18 protein-coding genes and 3 pseudogenes are annotated in these 21,269 nt (G+C 54.6%); 7 read left to right on the top strand and 14 right to left on the bottom strand.

Going from position 1 to position 21,269, the window contains the following annotated elements:
* Positions 1-357 precede the first annotated feature (357 nt).
* Positions 358-705, bottom strand: a pseudogene (locus tag AArcSl_RS08290) (ISH3 family transposase); the annotation flags it as partial.
* A gap of 49 nt (positions 706-754) precedes the next feature.
* Here AArcSl_RS08290 and AArcSl_RS08285 point away from each other — a divergent pair.
* Positions 755-1,065 (top strand): annotated as a pseudogene (locus AArcSl_RS08285) (helix-turn-helix domain-containing protein); the annotation flags it as partial.
* Between the two features lie 375 nt (positions 1,066-1,440).
* Here AArcSl_RS08285 and AArcSl_RS08280 read toward each other — a convergent pair.
* Positions 1,441-2,127, bottom strand: a complete 687-nt coding sequence (locus tag AArcSl_RS08280) for a helix-turn-helix domain-containing protein (protein ID WP_119817584.1) — start codon at positions 2,125-2,127, stop codon at positions 1,441-1,443.
* A gap of 659 nt (positions 2,128-2,786) precedes the next feature.
* On the opposite strand from AArcSl_RS08280, the pseudogene AArcSl_RS17770 reads away from it, so the two are divergent.
* The 3 genes and pseudogenes from AArcSl_RS17770 to AArcSl_RS08265 all read left to right on the top strand — a co-directional run bounded on the left by AArcSl_RS17770 (position 2,787) and on the right by AArcSl_RS08265 (position 5,729).
* A pseudogene (locus AArcSl_RS17770) lies at positions 2,787-3,056 on the top strand (hypothetical protein).
* A 43-nt stretch (positions 3,057-3,099) separates the two neighbouring features.
* Positions 3,100-4,008: an ADP-ribosylglycohydrolase family protein gene (locus AArcSl_RS08270; RefSeq protein WP_119817581.1), complete on the top strand. Its 909-nt coding sequence runs from the start codon at positions 3,100-3,102 to the stop codon at positions 4,006-4,008.
* Positions 4,008-5,729 (top strand): HEAT repeat domain-containing protein, encoded by a 1,722-nt coding sequence (locus AArcSl_RS08265; protein ID WP_119817578.1) that lies wholly within the window; start codon positions 4,008-4,010, stop codon positions 5,727-5,729. Before AArcSl_RS08270 ends, AArcSl_RS08265 begins: the two co-directional genes overlap by 1 nt.
* A gap of 206 nt (positions 5,730-5,935) precedes the next feature.
* Here AArcSl_RS08265 and AArcSl_RS17610 read toward each other — a convergent pair whose 3' ends face one another.
* Positions 5,936-6,061, bottom strand: coding sequence for a hypothetical protein (locus tag AArcSl_RS17610; RefSeq protein WP_281259874.1), 126 nt, complete (start codon positions 6,059-6,061; stop codon positions 5,936-5,938).
* Positions 6,062-6,216: 155 nt separating this feature from the next.
* On the opposite strand from AArcSl_RS17610, the gene AArcSl_RS08260 reads away from it, so the two are divergent.
* Both AArcSl_RS08260 and AArcSl_RS08255 read left to right on the top strand, forming a co-directional pair.
* On the top strand, positions 6,217-9,303 hold the full coding sequence (locus AArcSl_RS08260; RefSeq protein WP_119817575.1) for a UvrD-helicase domain-containing protein: 3,087 nt from the start codon (positions 6,217-6,219) through the stop codon (positions 9,301-9,303).
* Positions 9,304-9,377: 74 nt separating this feature from the next.
* The gene (locus AArcSl_RS08255) at positions 9,378-9,734 is read left to right on the top strand and encodes a GTP pyrophosphokinase (protein WP_193588453.1); all 357 of its coding nucleotides are present in this window, start codon (positions 9,378-9,380) and stop codon (positions 9,732-9,734) included.
* A 2-nt stretch (positions 9,735-9,736) separates the two neighbouring features.
* On the opposite strand, the gene AArcSl_RS16805 is transcribed toward AArcSl_RS08255, so the two are convergent.
* The 6 genes from AArcSl_RS16805 to AArcSl_RS08230 all read right to left on the bottom strand — a co-directional run bounded on the left by AArcSl_RS16805 (position 9,737) and on the right by AArcSl_RS08230 (position 13,126).
* Positions 9,737-9,880, bottom strand: coding sequence for a hypothetical protein (locus tag AArcSl_RS16805; protein WP_154670809.1), 144 nt, complete (start codon positions 9,878-9,880; stop codon positions 9,737-9,739).
* Positions 9,877-10,212: a hypothetical protein gene (locus AArcSl_RS08250; RefSeq protein ID WP_119817573.1), complete on the bottom strand. Its 336-nt coding sequence runs from the start codon at positions 10,210-10,212 to the stop codon at positions 9,877-9,879. Before AArcSl_RS08250 ends, AArcSl_RS16805 begins: the two co-directional genes overlap by 4 nt.
* Positions 10,213-10,555: 343 nt before the next feature.
* A complete protein-coding gene (locus AArcSl_RS08245) occupies positions 10,556-11,500 on the bottom strand; it encodes a DUF7260 family protein (protein WP_119817570.1) in 945 nt (314 codons plus the stop codon).
* 126 nt (positions 11,501-11,626) lie between these two features.
* Entirely contained in the window at positions 11,627-12,082 is a 456-nt protein-coding gene (locus AArcSl_RS08240; protein WP_119817567.1) for a hypothetical protein, read from the bottom strand.
* Between the two features lies 1 nt (position 12,083).
* Positions 12,084-12,866 carry an HhH-GPD family protein gene (locus AArcSl_RS08235; RefSeq protein ID WP_119817564.1) on the bottom strand — a complete coding sequence of 261 codons (783 nt, stop codon included), beginning with the start codon at positions 12,864-12,866 and terminating at the stop codon, positions 12,084-12,086.
* A 5-nt stretch (positions 12,867-12,871) separates the two neighbouring features.
* Positions 12,872-13,126, bottom strand: a complete 255-nt coding sequence (locus AArcSl_RS08230) for a winged helix-turn-helix domain-containing protein (protein WP_119817561.1) — start codon at positions 13,124-13,126, stop codon at positions 12,872-12,874.
* 116 nt (positions 13,127-13,242) lie between these two features.
* Here AArcSl_RS08230 and AArcSl_RS08225 point away from each other — a divergent pair, with 116 nt between their 5' ends.
* Positions 13,243-14,601 carry a DNA cytosine methyltransferase gene (locus tag AArcSl_RS08225; RefSeq protein ID WP_119817558.1) on the top strand — a complete coding sequence of 453 codons (1,359 nt, stop codon included), beginning with the start codon at positions 13,243-13,245 and terminating at the stop codon, positions 14,599-14,601.
* 41 nt (positions 14,602-14,642) lie between these two features.
* On the opposite strand, the gene AArcSl_RS08220 is transcribed toward AArcSl_RS08225, so the two are convergent.
* The 5 genes from AArcSl_RS08220 to AArcSl_RS08195 form a co-directional block, all read right to left on the bottom strand.
* The gene (locus AArcSl_RS08220) at positions 14,643-15,056 is read right to left on the bottom strand and encodes a hypothetical protein (protein ID WP_119817556.1); all 414 of its coding nucleotides are present in this window, start codon (positions 15,054-15,056) and stop codon (positions 14,643-14,645) included.
* Entirely contained in the window at positions 15,056-16,618 is a 1,563-nt protein-coding gene (locus AArcSl_RS08215) for a hypothetical protein (RefSeq protein WP_133412143.1), read from the bottom strand. Before AArcSl_RS08215 ends, AArcSl_RS08220 begins: the two co-directional genes overlap by 1 nt.
* Positions 16,615-18,264 (bottom strand): hypothetical protein, encoded by a 1,650-nt coding sequence (locus AArcSl_RS08205; protein ID WP_119817547.1) that lies wholly within the window; start codon positions 18,262-18,264, stop codon positions 16,615-16,617. Before AArcSl_RS08205 ends, AArcSl_RS08215 begins: the two co-directional genes overlap by 4 nt.
* On the bottom strand, positions 18,261-19,961 hold the full coding sequence (locus AArcSl_RS08200; RefSeq protein WP_119817544.1) for a hypothetical protein: 1,701 nt from the start codon (positions 19,959-19,961) through the stop codon (positions 18,261-18,263). The genes AArcSl_RS08205 and AArcSl_RS08200 overlap by 4 nt, the downstream gene beginning before the upstream one ends.
* Before the next feature lie 150 nt (positions 19,962-20,111).
* On the bottom strand, positions 20,112-21,185 hold the full coding sequence (locus AArcSl_RS08195) for a PDDEXK family nuclease (RefSeq protein ID WP_119817541.1): 1,074 nt from the start codon (positions 21,183-21,185) through the stop codon (positions 20,112-20,114).
* Positions 21,186-21,269: the final 84 nt, after the last annotated feature.

The following is a 21,269-nucleotide window of genomic DNA, read 5'->3' as shown; positions in this document are numbered from 1 at the left end:
ATGGAGTGGATGTGTCTGGTGACGGAAGCGAACCTCGTCGCCGATATGGAGGCGAGGGCGCACGCCACCTTTCCAGTGTACTCCACATCGATCGGTCAGCGGAGTGAGTACAACCGTTCTGGTGGCGTCCAGTCCACAACTCAGACAGGCTCAGTCGATCACACCGAAGAGCTCACGATCCTGTCCAGTAGCCGCTGAATCGTTGTCTTCGATACATGGATCGCCTTCAAACGGATTGAGATGCTGAGTTCTGTTCTCGGCAGCCGAATTTTGTTGTTGGCCAGTCGCTGTCGGCGGCAGATCGCCGCCGACGCGACGGCGTTGCCACTCACGACCACTGCCCCAATTTGGGGACAGCTACCGGAAGAACCGGTCGTCGAGCGATTGATTCGCTGGGACAGCTCTGCGGACGCCAAGTGCTGTCCAGGCTGCGCGGAGCACCATCTCACAGAACTCTCTGAACGGCCATCTCCAGAGGCGGCGCCCCCCTCGGCGGGGCGCCGCCACGTACCTCCAGTGGAGATAGCGCCAGCTGTTCTAGAGCAGCAGACTCACCACGAACAGCAACAGCCGAAGCCCGGGATCACGAGAACTGGTCAGAGCGAGGCTTTGCTTGGCTAATCGGTAGCTTGATGCGATTCCGAACCGCTTGCCGTAATGTTCTCGTGCATCTCGTGGAGTGTTGATGAACGGCGCGTCAGCGGCGTTAGTACGTCAGGGAAGTTTTGTGCAGCTGGAGTTCATCGAACCAAGCATGGTTGGTCGGGAGAAGGAGCTTGTGCGGCATCTGATCGAGGAAGAATTGGAGCGGTTGCTGACCGAAGCTGATGAGATCAAAGTGTACAAACGACTTGTCTTTCTGAAGCTCCTGTACGGTGAAGCTACACTTGCGGAGGCAGCTGAAGATGTTGGCATCTCAGAAGGAACTGCCAGTACTGGGTTGAGCGCTGGAATCAGGGTGGATTGGGGAAACTAACCCCGAACTTCGGGGGCGGCAGGCCCCCGAAGCTCGACCAAGCCGAACGAGAACACCTCATCGAACGCCTCCGTGAGGGACAGCCTTGGACGCTCTCCATTTCAGAAGAGGAAGAGGCCATTGTTACTACATCAAAGGATCGATCGCTGAATAATCCGGGTGGTTCGTGTCTATAGTTGGCCACTCAACGCGTGTCCTCTTACGCATTGGCCGTCTGGATGTTCGTCGAGGTCAGATGTCACACTGGGTGATTGTTTCATCGACGAACGAGATACAAAGCAATGCCGCTGGACGAGTCCAAATGTTCATTCGAGTTCACGCCCTCCCATTCAACGGTCGTGCATGACACTTTGCTACCCTCACGAAACTGATTTTCTATTACAGCGCGGGAAACCACTGATAGTTCGACACTGACCTTGGAATAATCACGCCGACAGTCCGATTTTGAGTAGAAAGTAGGTCTGTCAGGAATCCAGGGGTTGCTCGAACTCCTCGTCGCGCTCTTCTTGCACTGCAACGAGCGTGTTCTCGGTGAGCGTCTCGATCGCACGCCGCAGTCGTTCCGTGACGGCTGTATCTGAGATTCCGTATTCGTCTGCCAACTCCCGGGTTGACATCTCTCGCGGAATCGAGTAGTATCCACCCTGCACAGCACACATGAGCGCTTCACGCTGCGGTCCTGTCACTCCGTACCACATACCGGTCCCCGGACGGACGGGGTTGTAGATGCGTCCGACTTCGAGGGGGATGTGCGCATTCGAACAGTGGTCTTGAAACTCACCGAGTCTCTCGTGGGTGAGAAACCGAATCTCGAACTCCCACGTGTCGACTGTTCCAGTGCCACTCAGGAGTTGTCCCTGCAGATCGATGATCCCCTGGAAGAATACGTCGCGGGAAACGTTCCAGTCCAGCGAATACAGTCGCTCGCTGTCGTGGCGCGTCACTTCGACGATGCGATCGACCGATGGGTGATTCTCGACGTTTCGCTCGAAGGATTCTCGGACGTCCTCGCTCACTGAGAAGAACGGAACGGCTTTCTCGCCCATCGGAATCATGTTTTCGAGTTCGATCGTTCCGTCGGCTTCCAGTTCGAGGATCCGACCGAGTTCGAACGAGTCAGCCGGAACCCGAAGATGCGCGATGACTGCCATTCCTTGATAGATGATTGTGATTGAGACTGGTAAATATAGGTGGCCTGGTTGACCAACCCGGGGAGAAAAGCATGGTGAGCCATGTAGAGCGACAGCCCTTAACAGTAGTTGCTGAGGGAGGCAAAGAGCCGACTTGACAGGCTCCGTTTTATCGGTATGGTTGATGCTACACAAGCAAAGCAGATCACGTCAGCAGCGTCGTCCCTGTTGTTTCCTGAGATTGACTTCGGTGTCAGAATAAGCTCGATGCGCCGAGTTCTATCAGCCTAATGTTAGGCCATCGAGGCGATATCCTTGCAGAATTTCCCGACGATGCGATAGCCACTTGGCGGGAAATCGAGATTCTCCTGTACATGTTGGCGATCGTTTTCGGGATCGTTGAGCTCCCGAGCGTCACCATTTACGGGTGTCTGGCATGGGAAAGACGAACTTGACTGGCAATACGAGCGCGTCAAACTCGACGCACGCAGTCCGATGCTCAAACCGAAATTGGAAGGCGATATTTCGATCGTCGAGTCATATGAAGAACTGAGTGGTTGAACGGCGCCTCATCTGAAGTAATTTGATTGGGGTTGCAAACCGGACGATGTCTAACGGATACCTGCCCGTAGATTCATGGACAGGTAGGCTCAAACTTCACTAGGAGCAACTTCCGGACAATGAACGACGAGTTCAAAGAGAAGTACCCGGAGGCAGCAGAGGTCATCCAGCAAGCCGTCGACGACCACGGCGAAGACTGGGTGCTCGAAAACTACTACGATTAGATCTATCCACTCGGGAGGCTGATGTCAATGCCCGAAAAGGAGGAACTCCCGTTTTACGATCCGGACGAACACGACACGATGACCAAGGAGGAACGCAAGGAGATGTACCAGGCGTTGGGACAGTACCTGGAAAACGTCCGAACCGGAACGAAACCCGACAAGTGACTCCGGCCCCACATTTTTCTCACGAGTAGCCGTTGGGTCACGTATGACTTCGGCTCGCGCCAGTGGAGTCCTTCTTGGGCTGGCTTGCGGGGATGCGCTTGGCCGGCCAGTTGAGTTCCGTTCTGCCCGCCAGATCAGTGCTGAGCATGGCACGCTCACCGAGATGGTAGGAAACGGGACGTGGGGACAACCCGCCGGGACGATCACCGATGACACCGAGCAGGCACTGTGTATCGCGCGGAGCCTCGCCGATCGGAGCGAATTCGATCCCGCAGACGTGGCCGACCGGTTCGTCCAGTGGTACGAGTCCGGGCCCTTCGATATCGGGAACATGACGCGGCAAGCACTCCAGCGACTTGCCGCGGGCGACTCCTGGGAGGAGGCCGGTCAGGCGGTCTGGGAAGCCAGTCCTGAAGGGAGCAACGCCGGCAACGGCAGCGTGATGCGGTGTCCACCGCTTGCAATTGCGTGCGCAGACGATCGCGACCGACTCGCCGAGGTCAGTCGCCAGTCCTCACAGATCACGCATGCCGATCCGCGGTGTACGGAAGGCTGTGTGATTTTGAATCTCACGATAGCTGGCCTGATCGAAGATGCGGACGCACCGCTGCAGGAGGCTCTCGACTACGTTGGCGCGGACGCGCCCGACGAACTCGTAACGGCACTTCAACCGCTCGCTCGTGGAGACCCCCCGGACACGCTGGAGACCTCTGGGTACGTCGTCCATTCGCTACAGACGGCACTTCACGACGGCCTATTCGCGGAGAGCGCAGAGGATGCGATCGTGACGGCAGTGAATCGCGGTGGTGACACGGATACGATCGGGGCGATTGCGGGTGCGGTCGCCGGTACGCGGTTCGGGGCCTCACAGCTACCCGATCGATGGCGTCGCGCTATCGACGAAATCGACGAGCTCGAAGCCTTGGCAGCGCAACTTAAGGAGGTACCGTGATGTACGTACTCGCGTTCGACCGAGACTGGACGGTGGACGTGAATCCACACCCGCGGCAGAAAGCGGTCCCGCTTGAGTGGGTCCGGTACTGGGCGCACGAGACCGACCATGAGGTCTGGGCGATCGGAAACCAGGACCTCGTCGAGGAAGCAGACATTCCGGGCACGGTGGAGTCGATTCGACGGCGTGATGGCCACATAGACGCGCTCGGCGATCAGGACGAGTACGGGTACTACGAGTGGTGGCCCGAACGCGAAAAGCGCCTGCAGATCCTTGCGGAGTTGTTCCCTGACGCCGAGGGATACATCGTCGTCGATGATCTCGATTTAACTCACGTCGATGGCTGGAAGCATTATCACGCATGGGACTTCCTCGACCACATCCGTCGTGGGGAGTTCGAGGTGTCGGTACCGCCCTCAAGTGACCTGGCTCCGGACGGCGGATTCGAATCGGGTGATGCTGTGCGAGACGTCCTGGCCGATGGGTACGTGTTCGAACTCACACACCGGACCGACGACGGACAGAAGACGCACTTGGTCACACATGTCGAGCCGGATCGCCCTTCGATGACGCCGTTGAAAGGCCCGCCGGCGTTCTGGTTCGAAAACGTTGGCAGTAATGAGCGGTTTTCCGTGCGTCTTCCCGAGATCGAAGCGTTACACCCAGTCCCGTACGACAGCCTCGCTGACCCATTCGCGGAGGCTGCGTTCGCGGCGGTCCGAAAACAACTCGAAGATGACCCTGCGTCAGTGGATGAGGAAACACTTCGGACGATGCTGTCTGATGCGGCCGCGGACGCGATGAGCGTGGATCGCCGGGAAGCGTTGCGCTTGGCGAGGGCCACACTGAAACACAGAGAGGATGTCCGTAAAATCGCCGTCGATGCGACGTTCGCGTTACTGGCTGACGAGCCGACGGCGCTTGACCGAGCGACGTTAGAGGCACTCCACGAGGCGGCGACAGATGAGCCAGCGGTTTTGGACGAACACATGGCACAGTTGGCGGGGTATGCGAGTCAAGATTCGATGTGTCAGGCAGCCGCGACGCGGTGCTTGATGACGTTGGCGGAGGCCGACCCGGCGAGTGTTCTTGGCGCGATTCCGGCCCTGGAAGCGGCAGCCACAGCAGAGACGGAAGCGACACAGAGTTACGCAGTGTACGTACTTTCCAGTATCGCGGAACAGTACCCCGAACCGGTGTCTCCCGCGATTGATGCCCTCATTGAGGCGATTCAGAGTGAGGATGAGACGATCCAGACGAACGCGTTGGCAGCGCTCGGGAAGATTGCATCGAGCTATCCGGATGCTGCGGAACCCATCGTGGATGAGCTTGTGACATTACTGGACCATGATGCGAAACGGGTTCGAAATAATGCGGTCGGGTTGCTCGCCGATCTCGCACAGGAACAGCCAGCGATCGTGATTGAATACACTGACAGAATCGCAACCCGGCTGGATGACACCAATATTCAGGCACGTGTGAACGCGTCAATTGCGCTCCAGCGAGCAGGTGAAGCGGATCCTGCTGCGATACAGGCACAAAAGGACCAGTTAGAAGCTGCGTTACAGGATCCGAGCCCGGACGTCCGGGCGAACGTGTGTACATTGATCGGGAATACGAACGTGAACATGCCTATCGAGAAGCTTGAGGAAGTGAAGGACAACGATCTGGACGACACGGTACGCGAACGAGCAGCCTGGGCGATTTCACGTCTCCGCTAAAACCGGGGGTGATCTGCGGTTTGCTGATGTTCAGATGCAACGCGAGATGACGATTGGTCGAGATACCGTCATTGGGATCCATATCAGTAGCTGCAACCTCTGTGGTACAGGAGGTCAACCCTCTACACTTCGGTAGATCCACGGCGCGTGTCGTCGCTTGGGAAGATGCATTCGCACCTGCTCTTGGTTTCGCTCGCGATTGCCAGTCACACCACCATCCCGCCGAGTGCGAGCAGATCCGTCTCGAGTGTCCCGATCGCCGCGCCGACACCCACCATCGGAGTCGCCGGGTGTTCCCGGATGGTCGGGTAGAGGACGGTCGCTCCGGCCACTAAACCACCTCCACCACTAGCCACACCTCGCAGCCGAGCGCGAGGAACCCTCTCCTGTTCACGGCAAGGAGTGCATCAATGAGGAATAATCGCACTTGCAGACAGAACGCCAATTCCAATAAGAAGCGGCTCGCACAGTCTAGGACGGACGCCGTATGTCGTGGGAGGAACTACAGCGAGAACTCGACCGTGACGAGCGTCGACTGTGGCGCCGACTTCTCCCTCGCCCCGTTCATATTCGGCTGTTCGGTGATCCCGGCGAGCAACGGCGCCGATACGAGGTTACCCGCGAACGGACCAAAACCCGGTATGAGGATCTGTCTTCCGAGATCGAGGAACCCCTTGCGGAATTAGCTGCTGACCTCGCACCCGCGATGGAGACAGGGCAGGCAATTGACGACGCCGCCAGCCACGAGCTGACGATCGACCATCTCCGGGCCGACATCGACGCGTTCCGCACCGAACTTGACGAACAGCTTCCGGACGAACACTCGCCTGAATCATTTCTTCGCTCCGGAGAGCAACGCACGCTCGCTGACTGGGAGCGGCAGATCGATCGGCTTGAGACCTTCCTCAACGCGAAGATGGCCTTCAACGAGCGGCTTCCTGCCATCGAACGTGCAAAGAGGACTCTCGACACACGGATGGAAGGCTACCGCTCGTACGAACAGTACCTCACGCGACCCGAGCAAAACGAGATCGATCGGCTCTGTGATCAGATCGGGGATCACATCGACGATCTCCACCAGACAGTAGATCTCGAACTGCTTGCCGATGCTGACCGGCAGCGTCTGGCCGATGTCGAAACAGAACTCGAGACGATAGTCGACCATTTTCGGGACTACAACGCCGAGTTCGTCGATCGGCGCTGTGCCGAGTACGATCGCCTTTTCTCGGATATTGATGGGGAGGGCAATGACCTCAATCGTGCCCAGCGTGAGGCGATCGTGACCAACGGCGTTCGAAACCTCATCGTCGCAGGTGCGGGTACTGGCAAGACGCTCGCGCTGACCTACCGGGTCGCCTACCTCGTCGCGGAAGGTGTCGACCCAGCCCGGATTGCCGCCCTCACATACACCCGCCAGGCTGCCCGCGAGATGGATCTCCGTCTCGAAGAGCAATTCGGGATAGATCGAGCCGATGTCCGGACGATTCACTCGTTCGCCTACGAAATCGCCCAGAAAACCGCTGATGGATATCTCGACGTCGCGGACGGGCAAGATCTCTACAACCTCATCGACGAAGTCATCCGTGACGCCAGGAACGGAGACCACGATCAGTTCCTTGAACACTATACACGGTTTCTGTTCCATTACGATCACACACACCTCAAGGAAGCTGACTTCGACTCGAGAACCGCGTACCTCGCCGAGCGACGTGAGGAATCCTACGAGACGCTCGCCGGTGAAACCGTCGCCTCCCGTGCCGAACGGGTCATCGCCGATTTCCTGTTTACCCACGACGTGACCTACCAGTACGAGGCCGTCGCAACGTGGGCGGACAGCGCCGACGACAGAGGGGAGTACCGCCCGGACTTTTACCTCCCGGAGGACGGTCTCTACATCGAACACTGGGGGATCGATGAGAATGGCGAGGTCGCACCCTGGTTCACCTGGAGTACCGAGGAGTACCACGAGAAACTCGTCTGGGCACGCGAGCAGTTTGCCGACAGCGACCAGACTCTCATCGAAACCTACGAGTTTGAATACGAGACGAATCGCCTTGAAGCAGCCCTTCGGCACCGCCTCGAACACGCGGGCGTCGAGCTTCGCCGCCTCGACTTCGAAGAGTTCGTTGATCGCGCCTTCGAGTACAACGAGAAGGAGCGGGACATCAAAGAATTGCTGGCGTCGTTTGTTCACAATGCCAAGACGTTTCGAGTCGATGCCGACGACGCCAGGGAGCGACTGACGCCGACCGATCCCCGGCAGTACCACTTCGGTCACTGTGGTGCGTTCGTACTCGAGGCGTACAATGCGTACCTGACGCGGGCGGGTCTGGTCGATTTCGACGACATGATCAACGAGGCAATCGCCGCCATCCGTGACGATCCCGACTCGTACCGCTCCCAGTACGAGCACTTACTTATCGACGAGTTTCAGGACGTTTCGAGACACCAACTGGAACTCATTCGGGCACTTACTGGCGATGATGACCAGCACGATGCCCCGCGATTGTTCTGTGTCGGTGACGACTGGCAGAGCATCTACTCGTTTCAGGGGGCAGACGTCGACCAGTTCATAGCGTTCGAAGAGCACTTCGGGCCTGCGGTGGAGACGCGGCTCACGGAGAATTATCGCAACCCGGAGACGGTGCTTGATGCGGGCAACGATCTGATCGCAAATAACGACCACCAGATCGAAAAGACGGTTCGATCGGCGGGAGGTCACGATTGCCAGCCAACGCTGCACGTCCTTGACGGGTATACCGACACCGCCTACGAGCGCCGGGTTGGACAGTACGCTGTCGATCTCGTCGAACAGCGCCTCGAAAAACGTACAGACACGAAGCCGGGAGATGCGATGGTGCTGTGTCGGTTCGACGCTGGTGCGCCGTTCATCGATCGCGTGAAGTCAGAACTCGAACGGCGAAATATCCCCTACGACGGGAAGAACGAGCACTACCGTCCCGGGGACATACCCGGCGAATACGATCCGGACTTCAATCCCGACGCCGGAGTTGCTGTGTACTCGATTCATCAGGCAAAGGGTCGCGAGGCCGAGCAGGTAATCGTGTTGAATGTTGTCTCGGGGACGTATGGCTTCCCGGCGAATCACCGGGAGAATACGTTGATCGCACCGGTCCAAGAGCTTGAGACCGCAACGATCGAGGAGGAGCGGCGACTGTTCTACGTTGCGCTGACTCGGGCCGAATCAGAAGTTCACGTACTGACCCGTGCGGGCCAGTGGTCCCCATTCATCGAGGAGATCCAACCATACTTATCCGTTAATCGCTCCGTCGCCAGCCTCACCCCGGGTGATGAGGAGGAGTCAATTACTGCGAAAGTGCGACTTCTCTGGGAGGATCTGCACGATACGCAGCATCAGGCAGGAGTCCTTGAGGACCAGTCCGGAACAATCAAGTTCGTCTCGTGGGCCAACGAGTCGCCACCAACGGTCAAGGAGGGAGTCTGGTACCGGTTCGAGAACGTCAAGATCGAGGAGTTCAACGGGGATCCACAGGTCCAGTTTGGAGCCGAAACCACTGCAACGAGGCTCTATTGTGGTGAACAGGCACGATAGCTGCAAATGACCCACGTCATGGATGTCTCCGGGATGAATGAAACATCAAGATAGACAGCTGTTCATTGAATCATATGAACGGCCTCGAACGGGCGATCGATCTGACTGTAGATGCATACGCAGGACAGACCGACAAGGCCGACGAGACCCACATCCGTCATTCGCTTCGCGTTATGGAGGAAATGGATTCTGAAAAGGAACGAGTCGTGGCTGTTCTCCACGATGTTGTCGAAGACACCAGCTACACGTTGGAGGACATCGAGAGAGAGAGAGAGGTTGGATCTAGAATCCGCGATTCCGTTGATGCACTCGCAAAACGTGAGAGCGAATCATACCCAACAGGTGTTCGTGGCGCTCGCGGTGTTGGTATCATCTTCGGGCAGCTGAGCGAAGCTATCGTCGGGAGTAGCAGTACCGATTGGAATCTCTAGACTCAGTCGTTGACCTCGATGACCGCGACGGTGACTTCCTTGTCGGCGTAGTCGGTGCCCAGCGTGATGCGGCCGCGCGAATCGGTCGTCTTCGTCGTGATCTCTTTCGGGATGACCACGCGGGTGTCGTCTGCCTCCTCGCTCATTGGTACTCCTCTGGCGTCTGCATGAATTTGAGTGCCGCCTCAAATTTCTCCGCGTCGGTGGCGGGGTCGGGCTCGGTGGCGATCGTGTCTTCGGGGAGCCACGTTTCCAGATCCGCGTCCCACGTAATCTCGTCGAGCCCGACGCCGGGCGTGCCGTCCTGCAGGCTGTAGGTGACCTGCAATTCGCGTTCCTCGTTCGTGAACTGGCGGATCCAGATGCCGCCCCCGCTGTGGTACGCTTTGCCGCCGTCCCATCCGTCCGGGAGCGTGTCCCGTCCCGCGGCCGCAAGCAGTTCCTCCTTCGACTGCGCGCTATCTGGTTTGGCGCTCATACTTGATCTGTATGACCACATCAACTTAATAGTTTCCCATTTTCACCCACATTTTGAGTAGTTGCCGCAGGAAATCCGTGGTTTCAGTTCGATAGTTGAGGGCTGGCAGTCGAAATACAGCTCCTGCTGTCGTGTGAAGGCGGAGAATTGGAGGTATTGTACTCCTCAAATGAGGGAAGAGCGTGTAGCAATCTACGGTGTGGAACCCGGGGCAACGTCGCGAAGAGTTTCCGCGAGAGCTGATGGCGGCGTCGAGTCAGTGCTGTTACCGGCGCTGTGAGGTTCGGCTGGACGACATAAGACTGGAGGTGGTGGTGTTGTCGTGAACTGATATCCGGGAAGATTACGGAAAGTACGGGTCCGAATTCCCTGTGATCGTCCGGACGGCGAGCTGTTTGCCACGTTCGACCCGCTCGAGGAGGCGACCAAGCGTCCCCAGCACCGGGTACTCGCCGTTCCCGGCATCGTCTCCGTAGAGGTATCTGCAGAACACGTGCGGCTCCTCGGCCGGATGCTCCGACGGGTCGAGCCGTGTCTGTTGGCGTTCCAGTTCGCCCTCGAGATCCGTTTCTATCGAGCGGAGCCGGTTCCAGGCGCTTACCCCCTCGTGGAAGCCGCCGGACGCGTCCAGATCCGCTTCGACGGATTCGAGGCGGTGTTCGACCGGCTCGATCGCGCGGTACGCCTCGTCGATCCGTTCTGCCTCGTCTTCGAGCTGGGCAAGCAGTGTCTCACGGCGCTTGGCGGCACGGCGGGCCTCGGAAACCAGTGCTCTTTGCAACCCGGGCGTGAGCTGTTCGCCCGCAGCGACTGCCGTGGCCACGTCGCTTCCCAGCTCCGCAGCCATGTTCTCTGTGAGCGACTCGCCGTACTCGTCGTCGTAATGCTGCATGGACATCACGGTTCGTTCGTAGGCGGTTTCGACGGCGTCGATCCCCTCGCCGTTTCCGGTCGCGCCGTCGGAGACCACTCGTACTGCGGCTGCCCCGGACAGCGTTCCGCCCTTTCCGCCGTCGGAACTCATCTCGGGCTGGAGCCGTTCGACACGTTCGGCGAACGCTTCGAACGCGTTCCGTTCGCGGACGACGTGTTTCCGTTCTTCGACGACCGCGTCGGCCGCTTCCCGGAGGAGGGTAAGTGAGACGAAGACGGCGAGTCCGACGGCGATCGCGACAAGCGCGACCGCGGGCTCGCCGAGTGCCTCGACGAGACCGCACTCCCAGCCCGTACATCCAGTCTCCAGGGCAGTTCTATCGAGCTGCCACTGCTGTCCCCCGGCTGTGCTCATGTGTGATAATCTATCAGGGTGTGCTTAGATGTTACGCCCCAGGGAGTGAACTCCGGAGCCTCTCCGCTGGAGAACCTGTTCACCTCGCGGGAAAGTGAGCGGTTTTTCTCACCGCATACATGGTGATCAGAGGTTCTCCTGTTTCTCTGTAAGTTCCGCCGCCTCTGTCTGTTTTTCAGCAGCTGCAAGGATAGTCTCGAAGTCTTCGCGGGAGATCTGATGGATACTGTGCTGCGGAACACCAGTCAGCCCCGGTTTTTCTCTGAGGAACGAAATCTCGTCTGTCACACCGGGGTTGTCCCTCAGGTGAATCGGTGGGTCAAAGGGCTGATAGCTGATGATGTGTGCAAAATACTCGACGACTGCGGAATCAGCGTCTGGATTTCTCGTTTCTTTTTCGATCCGGTCTATCTCCCCGGTTCCGAATAGTTTGCACTCGCCCGGTCTGTAATAGACGAATTCGTCGCCAGCAGAAAGCTGGGTATAGCCCGGTGTGTTTTCTCTGTAGTGGTAGACCTCACCAATTTCATCATAGTAGTTGCTTCCGTCAGTCTCCTTCTGGTTGAGCCAGAAATACGCCATTCTACTCATCCTCCATTCTGGTGCAGTAATAGACGCATCCCCGGTTAATAGGACATGATTTGCAGTCCGGGTGCTCGGCTGTACAGATCAGTGCTCCAAGATCCAGAATTGCAAGGTTAAATGCCCGTGCGAGCTCTGGACTGGTCGGGAGCAGCGTCTCAAGCAGGCCATACACTGCACTGCTTTTGTGTGGCTGAACCGGCATTTCATAACCGAGGACGCGGCCGATAACCCGTGCGAAGTTGGCATCAACTAGCGCCATGGGCTTCCCTCGGGCAAACATCTGACAGGCACGGGCCGAGTATTCTCCGGCACGCCAGGGCCGCTTCAGTTCTTCGACTGAATCCGGAACGTCGCCGTCGAACTCTGCTGAAAACAGTTTTCCCACCTCTTTCAGAGTCCGTGTCCGGTGATTCACGAACCCAAGCGGTTCAACGAGCTGTCGTATATCCTCTTCAGTGGCGTTCGCCAGTGAGTCGGGATCAGGAAATTCATCCAGAAATGCGCTATAGACCTCTGCAACGGCATCACCACGCGTTCGCTGCAGAAGTATCTCGGCAATGTAGACCTCCCATGCGTCCGACGAGTGTCGCCATGGATACTCCCTCCCATGGTTTTCCAGCCATTCAAGAAGATCCGGAACGATCTGGATAAACCGATCAATACGCTGTTCCGGGCAGCTTACTCCGCCCTCTCTCGCGCGTCTGACCGCGGCGGCTGTATCGATCTGTGTCCGGAGTTCATCGGGCGTGGTCCGGGTTTTGCCAAACGGAAGTTCACTCATTGTCTCTAGCGTTTGAGATCTGCAATCAGCTCTTCACCTTTCTCGGTAGCTGCCCAGAGTCGGCCTTTCCGTCGATCCGGAGTCAGACATTCAGCCAGTCCATGGTCCTCCAGATCGGAGAGCACGTTGCTTACGTGACTGAGATAGTAGTCAGTTATCTCTGCGAGTTCCTTTGGGGTCCGCGGTTTCTCTTCGAGAGCCAGAAGAATGTTCTCGCGATATGTGCTTGCTTTCACCCACGAGTATTCCTCGACGTCCATCCAGTCCGATGAGTTTCCTGTGGCGAAGTATTTAACTTGGTTACAATATAGATACAGTATACACACATGACTGGAAGGGGAGATTTAAACGATCACCACCGTATTGGTTCGTACGAATGACTAGCAACATGCCGACTGCAATTGATCTCTTTTGCGGAGCTGGTGGGCTCTCACAGGGGCTGCACGATGCCGGTTTTGAGATCCTGTGGGGTATCGATCACGAGGAAAAGACGAAGCCGACATATGAGGCCAATCACGCTTGCGAGATGACGGTCGGTGATATCCGGGAAGAGGAGCCGCCGGATCTCGGGCTGGACGAGGGGGAACTCGATCTCGTGGCGGGAGGACCGCCCTGTCCGACGTTTTCTCTCGTCGGCCGGAGCAAGATCAACTCCCTTGAAGGGCAGGACAACCAGAGCGACGAGCGGCATCTCCTGTACGAAGAGTTCCTCCGATTCGTCGATCACTATCAGCCCAGAGCCTTCCTGATGGAGAACGTGGAGGGGATGCTTTCAGCTGAAAACGAGGATGGAAAACCCGTCGTCGACACCATCAAAGAGCAGATACGTGGCGAAAGGCCGGTGGCGGATATGGATCTCGATCTGAATTACAGTGTTCGAGTCCAGCTTCTGGATGCGGCAAATTACGGCGTTCCCCAGCACCGAAAACGTCTGTTCTTTATCGGCAACCGCATCGGCTCTGAGAACCCGGACATGGAACAGTGGGAGACACACCGACCTCCCCAGACCGAAGAGGAGAAGAAAATCAAGTACAGCAGAGATCCATCCAAGAGATCTGAAGAGGACCAGCATACTCTTGACGGCTTTGTTGACGACCGTGAAGACGAGGAGTTCCCTGCCTTCCGGAAGAACAGGCGGAGCAAAGAGTCCTGGAATACCGTGGCCGACGGTATCCTCGATCTCCCGCCGGTATCTCCGAGCGGAGAGACGCCGCCCACCAGAGCAGACGAATATGAGCTAGGCCCTGTTTCGGAGTACCAGTACTGGGCCCGCGACCGTGATGAAGGTCAGGACTGGGAGGAACAGGAACTCCTGAACCACGAATGCCGGGGACACAATATGCGAGACCTGACTCTCTACAAACTCCTCGGCGAGGGGACCTCGTACATCATCGGTGATATACCCGAAGAACATCAGCCATACCGGACTGACATCTTCCCGGACAAACTCAAGAAACAGAATCCGAAAGAACCTGCTACAACAATCGTGGCCCATCTCTACAAGGACGGGCATATGTTTATCCATCCGAACGAGGCGCGTTCCATTACGGTTCGAGAGGCCGCAAGGCTCCAGTCTTTCAAAGATACCTTCGAGTTTCCTGTCTCCCGTACGCACGCCTTCAAGCAGGTCGGGAATGCTGTTCCCCCGCTGCTGGCTCAGGCGATTGGTACGGCTATCCGGAGCGAGATATTCAATCAGCCCATCAGGGAGGAAGAACCACAGAAGGCAGATTGATTTTACCAGTGCTGTTACGATCGGATCCGCTCAGGTACGCGTTATTCATCGATGTCTGTATGTGATATTCCCTCAATATCGAAGACATGAGTTCCCTCCCTGTCAAGCCGCCGCGATTCGCTTTCACCATCCGTAACGATGACTGTTGGTTTGTTGTCTTCTTTCTTGTCAAGGAAGCTTTCAAGATCCCGTTTGGCAGCACCTATGGACTCCTCGATCTCGACGAGTGCGAATGGGATCGTATCAAATCTCCTGCCGAGGAGTGACAGCCCACGGAGTTGTACCACAATATCCGGCGCACCTTCTTTTCCGTCCCAGTGTCGCCGCTGCACATTCAGGTTTCCCAGTTTGATTTCTTTCCCGTCTTTGCACGCTACGAGTTCTGCCTGATCAAGGTCCTCTTCCAGATTCTGATACACCAGACGGACGAGTTCGTTATGGTCGTATTCGCTCATCAGAAAACACTCACATTGACATTGATGATTCCCTCGTTATTTAGCCCTGTCAATGCGTGCCCGAGTCGGTTATCAGACCAGCCCAGTCCATCAACAAACTCTTCGACATCTCCCGCATCAATTGTGAGTTCTCCGCCCTTATCGATAATGTGATCAAACAACTTTTTCTCGTCATCGCTGAGTCCTTCACGAGCTTCTTCAAGTACATTGGCACGGATCTCTTCGTAATCTCGAAAACCAGTGATATAATCTGAAAGCTGTGTCATCGAAGGGATTCTGTCTCGAAGAGACCGCGCCTCGTCGATTTCATCATCAGCGTCGAACTGAGCTGCAATCTCTTCAATCGTTTCAACTTGGCGTTTGAGGCCATCCTCAAGTCGGATGAGTAGCTTGTTTGCTTCCTCAACAGCCGTGTCGAAATCTCCTTTCTTTTCTTCGATGTCCGATACTGTGTCTACAGCGATTGCGGCTTCGCGGGTCTTTCTGGCTTGCGTTTCGTATTCGGTGGTTTTCATAACGCGATTTTCGATTCGATCCGGAACGCTGTCCTCTGTATGTCCGAACCGGTCAAGATTGGTTCGGGCCATCTCTCGGACAAGTTTAATACCGGATACAAGCGACTCAATAAACTCGCAGAGTGCTTCGAGAGACTCACACTCGGGGATGCCGTCCCGCCCAATCCGATCCATCAGACTCGTAATATCTTCAGAGCCAAGTCCTTCTGAGACAATATCATCAGCCATATTATCAAGCTTGACAGCATTCTCGTTGATTGCCTCAACAGTGTTCCGAATCGTATCCCACTCTGAGGTGACTTTGTTTTCGAATTCACTGAACCGATCGCTGCTACTCGCCCATGAGCTGACTCTGTCATTGAGGATTTCGTTAATGCGCGATTCCAGCATCTCTGCCGGAGGGATTTCCGTATCAAGTTCGATTGGATAGACTAGTTCGTTTCCAACGCTCCGGATATCTATTGTGAGCGAGCGAACATCCTCCACTCGATTACTGTCCTTGAGCTGTGTACGTACAAGTCTGAGCAATGATTCTTCGTCCGGTACATCATCACAAAGTAACGACCAGTACTCTCTCAAATCCTCAAAATATCCTCTGGTTGCACTCACATCTTCCTTGAACGCCTCGACAAGGTCGTCTCGTTCATCTTCATCAAGCGGTTCTCCCCCTCTCTCAGTCAACCATGATGACATATCATTCACCAGCTTTCGCGCATGGGGTTCATTCAGAATACTAGAAAGCTGGTCCGCCAACCCTTCTATATCTTCACAGTACTGTTCTGGAGAAACATCTTCGTTCAGATTTCGGTATCTTCGAACTGCACTCTGTGCATTGTCCTGATACGCCTCCCGAATCGCGTTCCTGATCGCCTCATCGATGTCTTCATTCGCATATTCAGACTGGATTTCCTCCAGTACACTCTCGAGAGACTGTCTGACTTGGATATGCTCATCAATATGGTTGTTAACTGACACCTCGACTTCTCTGATTTGCGCTACCATTGACTCCGATGCTTCTGAATCGTCTGTTTCACCCTGTGAACTCATGTGTCGCCCCCGAGTTTTTGATCAATAGCAGCAAGTTTCTCTTCACTTTTTGAACGCTCATTACTGATACTTTCAGCATGTTCTCCGATATCCTCGAGTTTGCTGACTCGGTTTCTAAGTTCATTAAGATCTTTATCCGCCTCCTGTAGCGTCTCTCCCCATTCCCGTTCATCGTTCCTGAACTCAGACTGGTCTTTTGAAACATCGACCATAGATAACGACTCGGAAACCTCCTCAACAGTTGTATCCCATTCTTCTTTGATGTGTTGCTTGAATGTGGATTGAGAAGGAAGATCTTCGATCGCTACCGTAGTCGAATCGATCTCGCTGTATGTTTCGTCGATATCCTCGAGGATTTCATTTAGCTCAGACTCAAATCCTTTTAATTGATCAACGTGTCCGCGAATAGAGCCGATATTGGATGACAGATTCTGGCGTTCCTCTTCCAGATGTCGTGTTACCGTAGTGAAGACCGATGTACGGTTCGACCTGTTCACCCCGAACAGAAACTTCAGGATAGTGTTATTTGTCTTGTTAACTTCGGTTACAAGCCCGGAGGCCTGGTCTGCGGGGTCCTTCGCATTGTATGTTATCTTGGTTCCGTCGAACCACTCGTTCAACTCATCAATATCGTCCTGCAGCTCCCGTACTTTATCAATTTTATCGGTGAGATCTGATCGTGTGGACTCGTAATCATCCGATATGTCATCCTCATTCTGACTGATAATCCGGCTTATGAGAGCTGCTTCAAGTACATATCGCCCGAGCTGCTGACTCGACCCAGAAAACCGATGGAGGAGGAGAGATTCCGGTTCATATTCGAGGTTATAGACATCCCTGTAATTAGGAGCTGTATATAGCTGAGAAAGCGTCTGTACTTCGGTAATCCCGTCTTCATACAGACTCATTGCTTCGGTGAATCGCGGGAAGAAGTCACTTCGTTGTCGGCTGTAGATGTTGGTGAAAATACGTTGATAGCCGCCAGATCCCCGAATTTTCGAGAGAATTCCGGCATCATCAAGGCCGTTTTCACGGATATATTCGACAATATTTCTCGTATCGCGTCGACTTTCCAGAGCGGCCCCGGCCACAAGAACATAATCAACGATCGGATCGTCGCTTACGATATCATCGTCAAGTGTCTTGAATAACCCCTGTGCGTCATTGGAATTCGCATCAACAGGGAATAGTTCCTTCTGTCGGTTCTGGAATTGACTGATCAGCTGGCTTTCCACCGCTTCGATTCTTTCATGGATGCGGGGAAGATAGAACTCAATCTTTCTACGAACATCGTCTGTAATGATAGTCTCATCGTTGATGATCTCTCTCGGGTCGCGTCCGGGGTCCGTATCCATGCAGTTATAGAGAAGGCTGACCGCGAAATCGTTCAGTCTCTGTTCCCCCAGCACTGTAATGTCGATTTTGTCGAACTGATCCGCATATTTTACTTTCTGGTTCTCCAGCAGTTGATCTCGGATGTGATCACGGTTATTCCCGGGATTCTCACCGATGAGCAGCACCAGAAACAGAGTTTCTTCATCAAAAACTCGAGGTGAAATATCTTCACGAATGTAGGTTTCAATAATCTCGTCGGTCCCGAAGTCGACGCTCTCACCGATTGGAACCGGGAATACGGTCGTGTTCATTCAGTCTCCCCCCGCAACAGGTCACCAAACTGTGTCAATCTTCGATGCCTCTGTCCGACCGTGTTGAGTTTTTCCGCCAGTATCTCTATCTGTCCAGATTTCCCGAGACTTGCGTTGCGGAAGTTCAGGATTGGGTTCGTGATCAAACTCGGGAATGCTATTTTCAGGGTTTTGATTGAAACACTCACATATTTGATTTCAGATGTCTCACGCGGTGCATCAGAAAAATTATTGACTGACTGTGGGTATGCCTCATCGAGTTCGGTGGCACTGAGATTTCCAGTCTGCTGCGATAGCTGATAGAGGAACTCTAGCTCATCCGATTCGTCCTGAATCTCCTCAAGAGCAATGTCGTGAGCTCTCTCTGTCAATGGTTCTGCCACCAGTTCCTTGAAACGGTTCCCTCGATTGGGGATGGTGGAAAGCCCGTCTCCAAATACCATCATTGCATCATCATCGGTCACCGCTGACAGCACCCGCTTGATGTATTGCCGGAGCTCTCGGCTTTGCTCACCATACTTCTCATACAGGGCCATTCTCTGAATGTCCTCCGTGATCGAGGTCAGCACGTCCTCTAGCGGTGTTCGTTCCTCCATGGTGTAGACGGGTAACTCGCCATTCCGATCGAGGATGCCGTAGACTTGCTCGGGGTCTTCAAACTCGTTAATTTTGACTGGCCCGGGGTTGAGCAAAAGATACGTTAGCAAATTCCGGCCTGCTGAATCAACGCGATTATTCTCGAGATGTGACTCAAGTGGTTGTGTTGCAAGCAAGTCTACATTGGAAATCTGACTCGGGAGGAACACATCCAGTGTATCATATAAACCCTCAAATTCACCCTCTACCAGATCAACTTCATCGATTGCTTTTGACAGCCATCCGGGTCGGCCACGTCCTGCCCACCAAGCGAGATTCAGGGTGTGTCTTGATGGTGCATCCCCGAGTATCTTTCGCGCATCATCTGGACGGATTATCGGCAGATTTAGATTGCGCGTTCGTCGTCCCTCGGCCTGTCCAAGTTCTTGGATGCTGGCATAAGCAAATGAACCGATGAAATAGAATGACGATGTCCCGTTTGCTATTTTATTAACTACTTCTCTCAATGGCCCCTGATGCCCCTCAATCACTTTATCAAGTCGGTCATATGTCTCTTCCATCTCATCTACATGTAGAATAAAATAGTCGTTCTGAGCCTGTTTAGCGAGTTTTTCAAGATCTCCCGCTTCAATCTCACGATTAAATAGATTCCCGAAGTATTCACTGGCTTGGGATGAATCAGGGGGAGCATCAGGAAGATAATTGACCTGATTCATATCACCATCATTTTCTATGAGAGTGGATATCTGATCGAGCCTGTCGAAACAAATAGATTTGATCGTATTGTAGATCTCTGCCTGCGTGACCAGTTGGGATTGAGGGTCAATCCCTGTTTCATCAATAATATCATTCAGCAACTTGCTCATTGTCACGCAGAGCGCCGGTAACTCCGTCTGGGTCCACGTATGCGTTAGACCATGGTAGAGCAATTCAGTTTTGCCACTCCCAATCGCTCCAACAATATACAGTGCTTTCTGTGGTTGTGGAAACCCATCAATTTGCGCTTCCAATCTTTCTCGTCTTTTTTTATGTGTGTCTGACAGGTCTTTCCATTCCGTGTGAAACAGAGACGCTGCGACCGGTTGCTCCGCTGAAGACATACTTTAGCCTCAACAGGCACCAATGTTAAATCTATTTCGGGTAGATCTACTACGAATATCTATTCGAGACGGGAAGGAGAGGGGAACTGACTGCGGATACACAGCCTTTATTCAGTTACTGATAGCCCCCTCTGTCGACTGCTCAGATTCCTAGAGATGAGAGGAGACTCCCGTGAATTCTACTACATCTTCGATGAACTGATCAGCAGGACGGAGCGTATAGGAGAGATCATCGACAGTGTGGTACTGATCCCAGACGAAGGAGTCCCGGGGCACGTAGATCCGACTTCCGTCGTTACTGATGTCCCGCAGTTTCTCTTTTGAAACGTCAGCCATCAACAGGGAGACAAACCAGACTTCATCGACAGCAATCTCGGCTTCCCGGGAGAGGCTCTGGCGGAAGCGTTCCCGGAGTGTCCGTTTGCAGGAGAAACCGATACTGCCGTCCGGGCCATCTACCATGTTGTCTATCTCGAGATCGCCGAAGTGAGCTGAATCTCCAGTCGCCGGGATCCCAAACTGGTTGAATATATGCTGTAACCCAGTTTCAAGCACGTTTCCTGCGGTAGAGGCCCGGCTCTGGCCAGCTCTCCGTTCATATTCCTGAACGATACCGGATATAATCCGCGCTATCTCCTTTTCCTCGATGCGAGGATCAGCCCGGAGTTCCTCCATCTCTTTGTAGACGTAGTCGATAAGAGGTTCTCGCTGAGCTCCAAGCTGATAGGCCTCTCCGTCAAAATCAACGCTGTAGAGGGCGTCGTAGGCCTTCGAGGGATCGAGTGTTCCCTGATCATTCTGCAGTGTTTCGTCTACGATATTGACGATTTCCTGTTTTCCGAAACTCGGGGCAGTATCCAGTATCTCGCTGGTACGTACTACTGCGTCTATTGCAATCCGCAATTCCCGGATATCGTCCTCTTCTTCAATTCTTCGGAGGATTCTTTCGGCAAGGTCCTCTGTCTGGCGATAGCGCTTTGAGATATCTCCTCCATAGGTTCTGTTGACGGAACCAGTGATTGTGTCTCTTATCTGCTCCTTCTGGGTTTCGAGATCAGTCCTGTTGAGGGAATCATTACTCTCAAGTTCCTGTTCAATCCGGGAAGAAAGCTGCTTCAGGGTGGTCGTTTCCTTCGTAGCAAAGCTTCCGTAACTGGAAGCAACAAGATCTCGAGCAAACCAGTACACCTTGAACTCGGAGGGGTCACCGGAATAATCTGCCATCCATCTGGCAACGATTCATTGAAGTGCAATGAGGAGTGGTTACATCTTGAATACTTTTTGGCCACAAATAGAGCCCGCATTAAA

The organism is Halalkaliarchaeum desulfuricum (genome assembly GCF_002952775.1).
Taxonomy (GTDB): domain Archaea; phylum Halobacteriota; class Halobacteria; order Halobacteriales; family Haloferacaceae; genus Halalkaliarchaeum; species Halalkaliarchaeum desulfuricum.
This window is presented reverse-complemented; position numbering and strand designations above follow the sequence as displayed.

Coding starts and splice junctions, on each gene's coding strand:
- AArcSl_RS08280 (WP_119817584.1), bottom strand. CDS start 2,127: ATGGCAGTCATCGCGCATCTTCGGGTTCCGGCTGACTCGTTCGAACTC.
- AArcSl_RS08270 (WP_119817581.1), top strand. CDS start 3,100: ATGACTTCGGCTCGCGCCAGTGGAGTCCTTCTTGGGCTGGCTTGCGGG.
- AArcSl_RS08265 (WP_119817578.1), top strand. CDS start 4,008: ATGTACGTACTCGCGTTCGACCGAGACTGGACGGTGGACGTGAATCCA.
- AArcSl_RS08260 (WP_119817575.1), top strand. CDS start 6,217: ATGTCGTGGGAGGAACTACAGCGAGAACTCGACCGTGACGAGCGTCGA.
- AArcSl_RS08255 (WP_193588453.1), top strand. CDS start 9,378: ATGAACGGCCTCGAACGGGCGATCGATCTGACTGTAGATGCATACGCA.
- AArcSl_RS16805 (WP_154670809.1), bottom strand. CDS start 9,880: ATGAGCGAGGAGGCAGACGACACCCGCGTGGTCATCCCGAAAGAGATC.
- AArcSl_RS08250 (WP_119817573.1), bottom strand. CDS start 10,212: ATGAGCGCCAAACCAGATAGCGCGCAGTCGAAGGAGGAACTGCTTGCG.
- AArcSl_RS08245 (WP_119817570.1), bottom strand. CDS start 11,500: ATGAGCACAGCCGGGGGACAGCAGTGGCAGCTCGATAGAACTGCCCTG.
- AArcSl_RS08240 (WP_119817567.1), bottom strand. CDS start 12,082: ATGGCGTATTTCTGGCTCAACCAGAAGGAGACTGACGGAAGCAACTAC.
- AArcSl_RS08235 (WP_119817564.1), bottom strand. CDS start 12,866: ATGAGTGAACTTCCGTTTGGCAAAACCCGGACCACGCCCGATGAACTC.
- AArcSl_RS08230 (WP_119817561.1), bottom strand. CDS start 13,126: ATGGACGTCGAGGAATACTCGTGGGTGAAAGCAAGCACATATCGCGAG.
- AArcSl_RS08225 (WP_119817558.1), top strand. CDS start 13,243: ATGACTAGCAACATGCCGACTGCAATTGATCTCTTTTGCGGAGCTGGT.
- AArcSl_RS08220 (WP_119817556.1), bottom strand. CDS start 15,056: ATGAGCGAATACGACCATAACGAACTCGTCCGTCTGGTGTATCAGAAT.
- AArcSl_RS08215 (WP_133412143.1), bottom strand. CDS start 16,618: ATGAGTTCACAGGGTGAAACAGACGATTCAGAAGCATCGGAGTCAATG.
- AArcSl_RS08205 (WP_119817547.1), bottom strand. CDS start 18,264: ATGAACACGACCGTATTCCCGGTTCCAATCGGTGAGAGCGTCGACTTC.
- AArcSl_RS08200 (WP_119817544.1), bottom strand. CDS start 19,961: ATGTCTTCAGCGGAGCAACCGGTCGCAGCGTCTCTGTTTCACACGGAA.
- AArcSl_RS08195 (WP_119817541.1), bottom strand. CDS start 21,185: ATGGCAGATTATTCCGGTGACCCCTCCGAGTTCAAGGTGTACTGGTTT.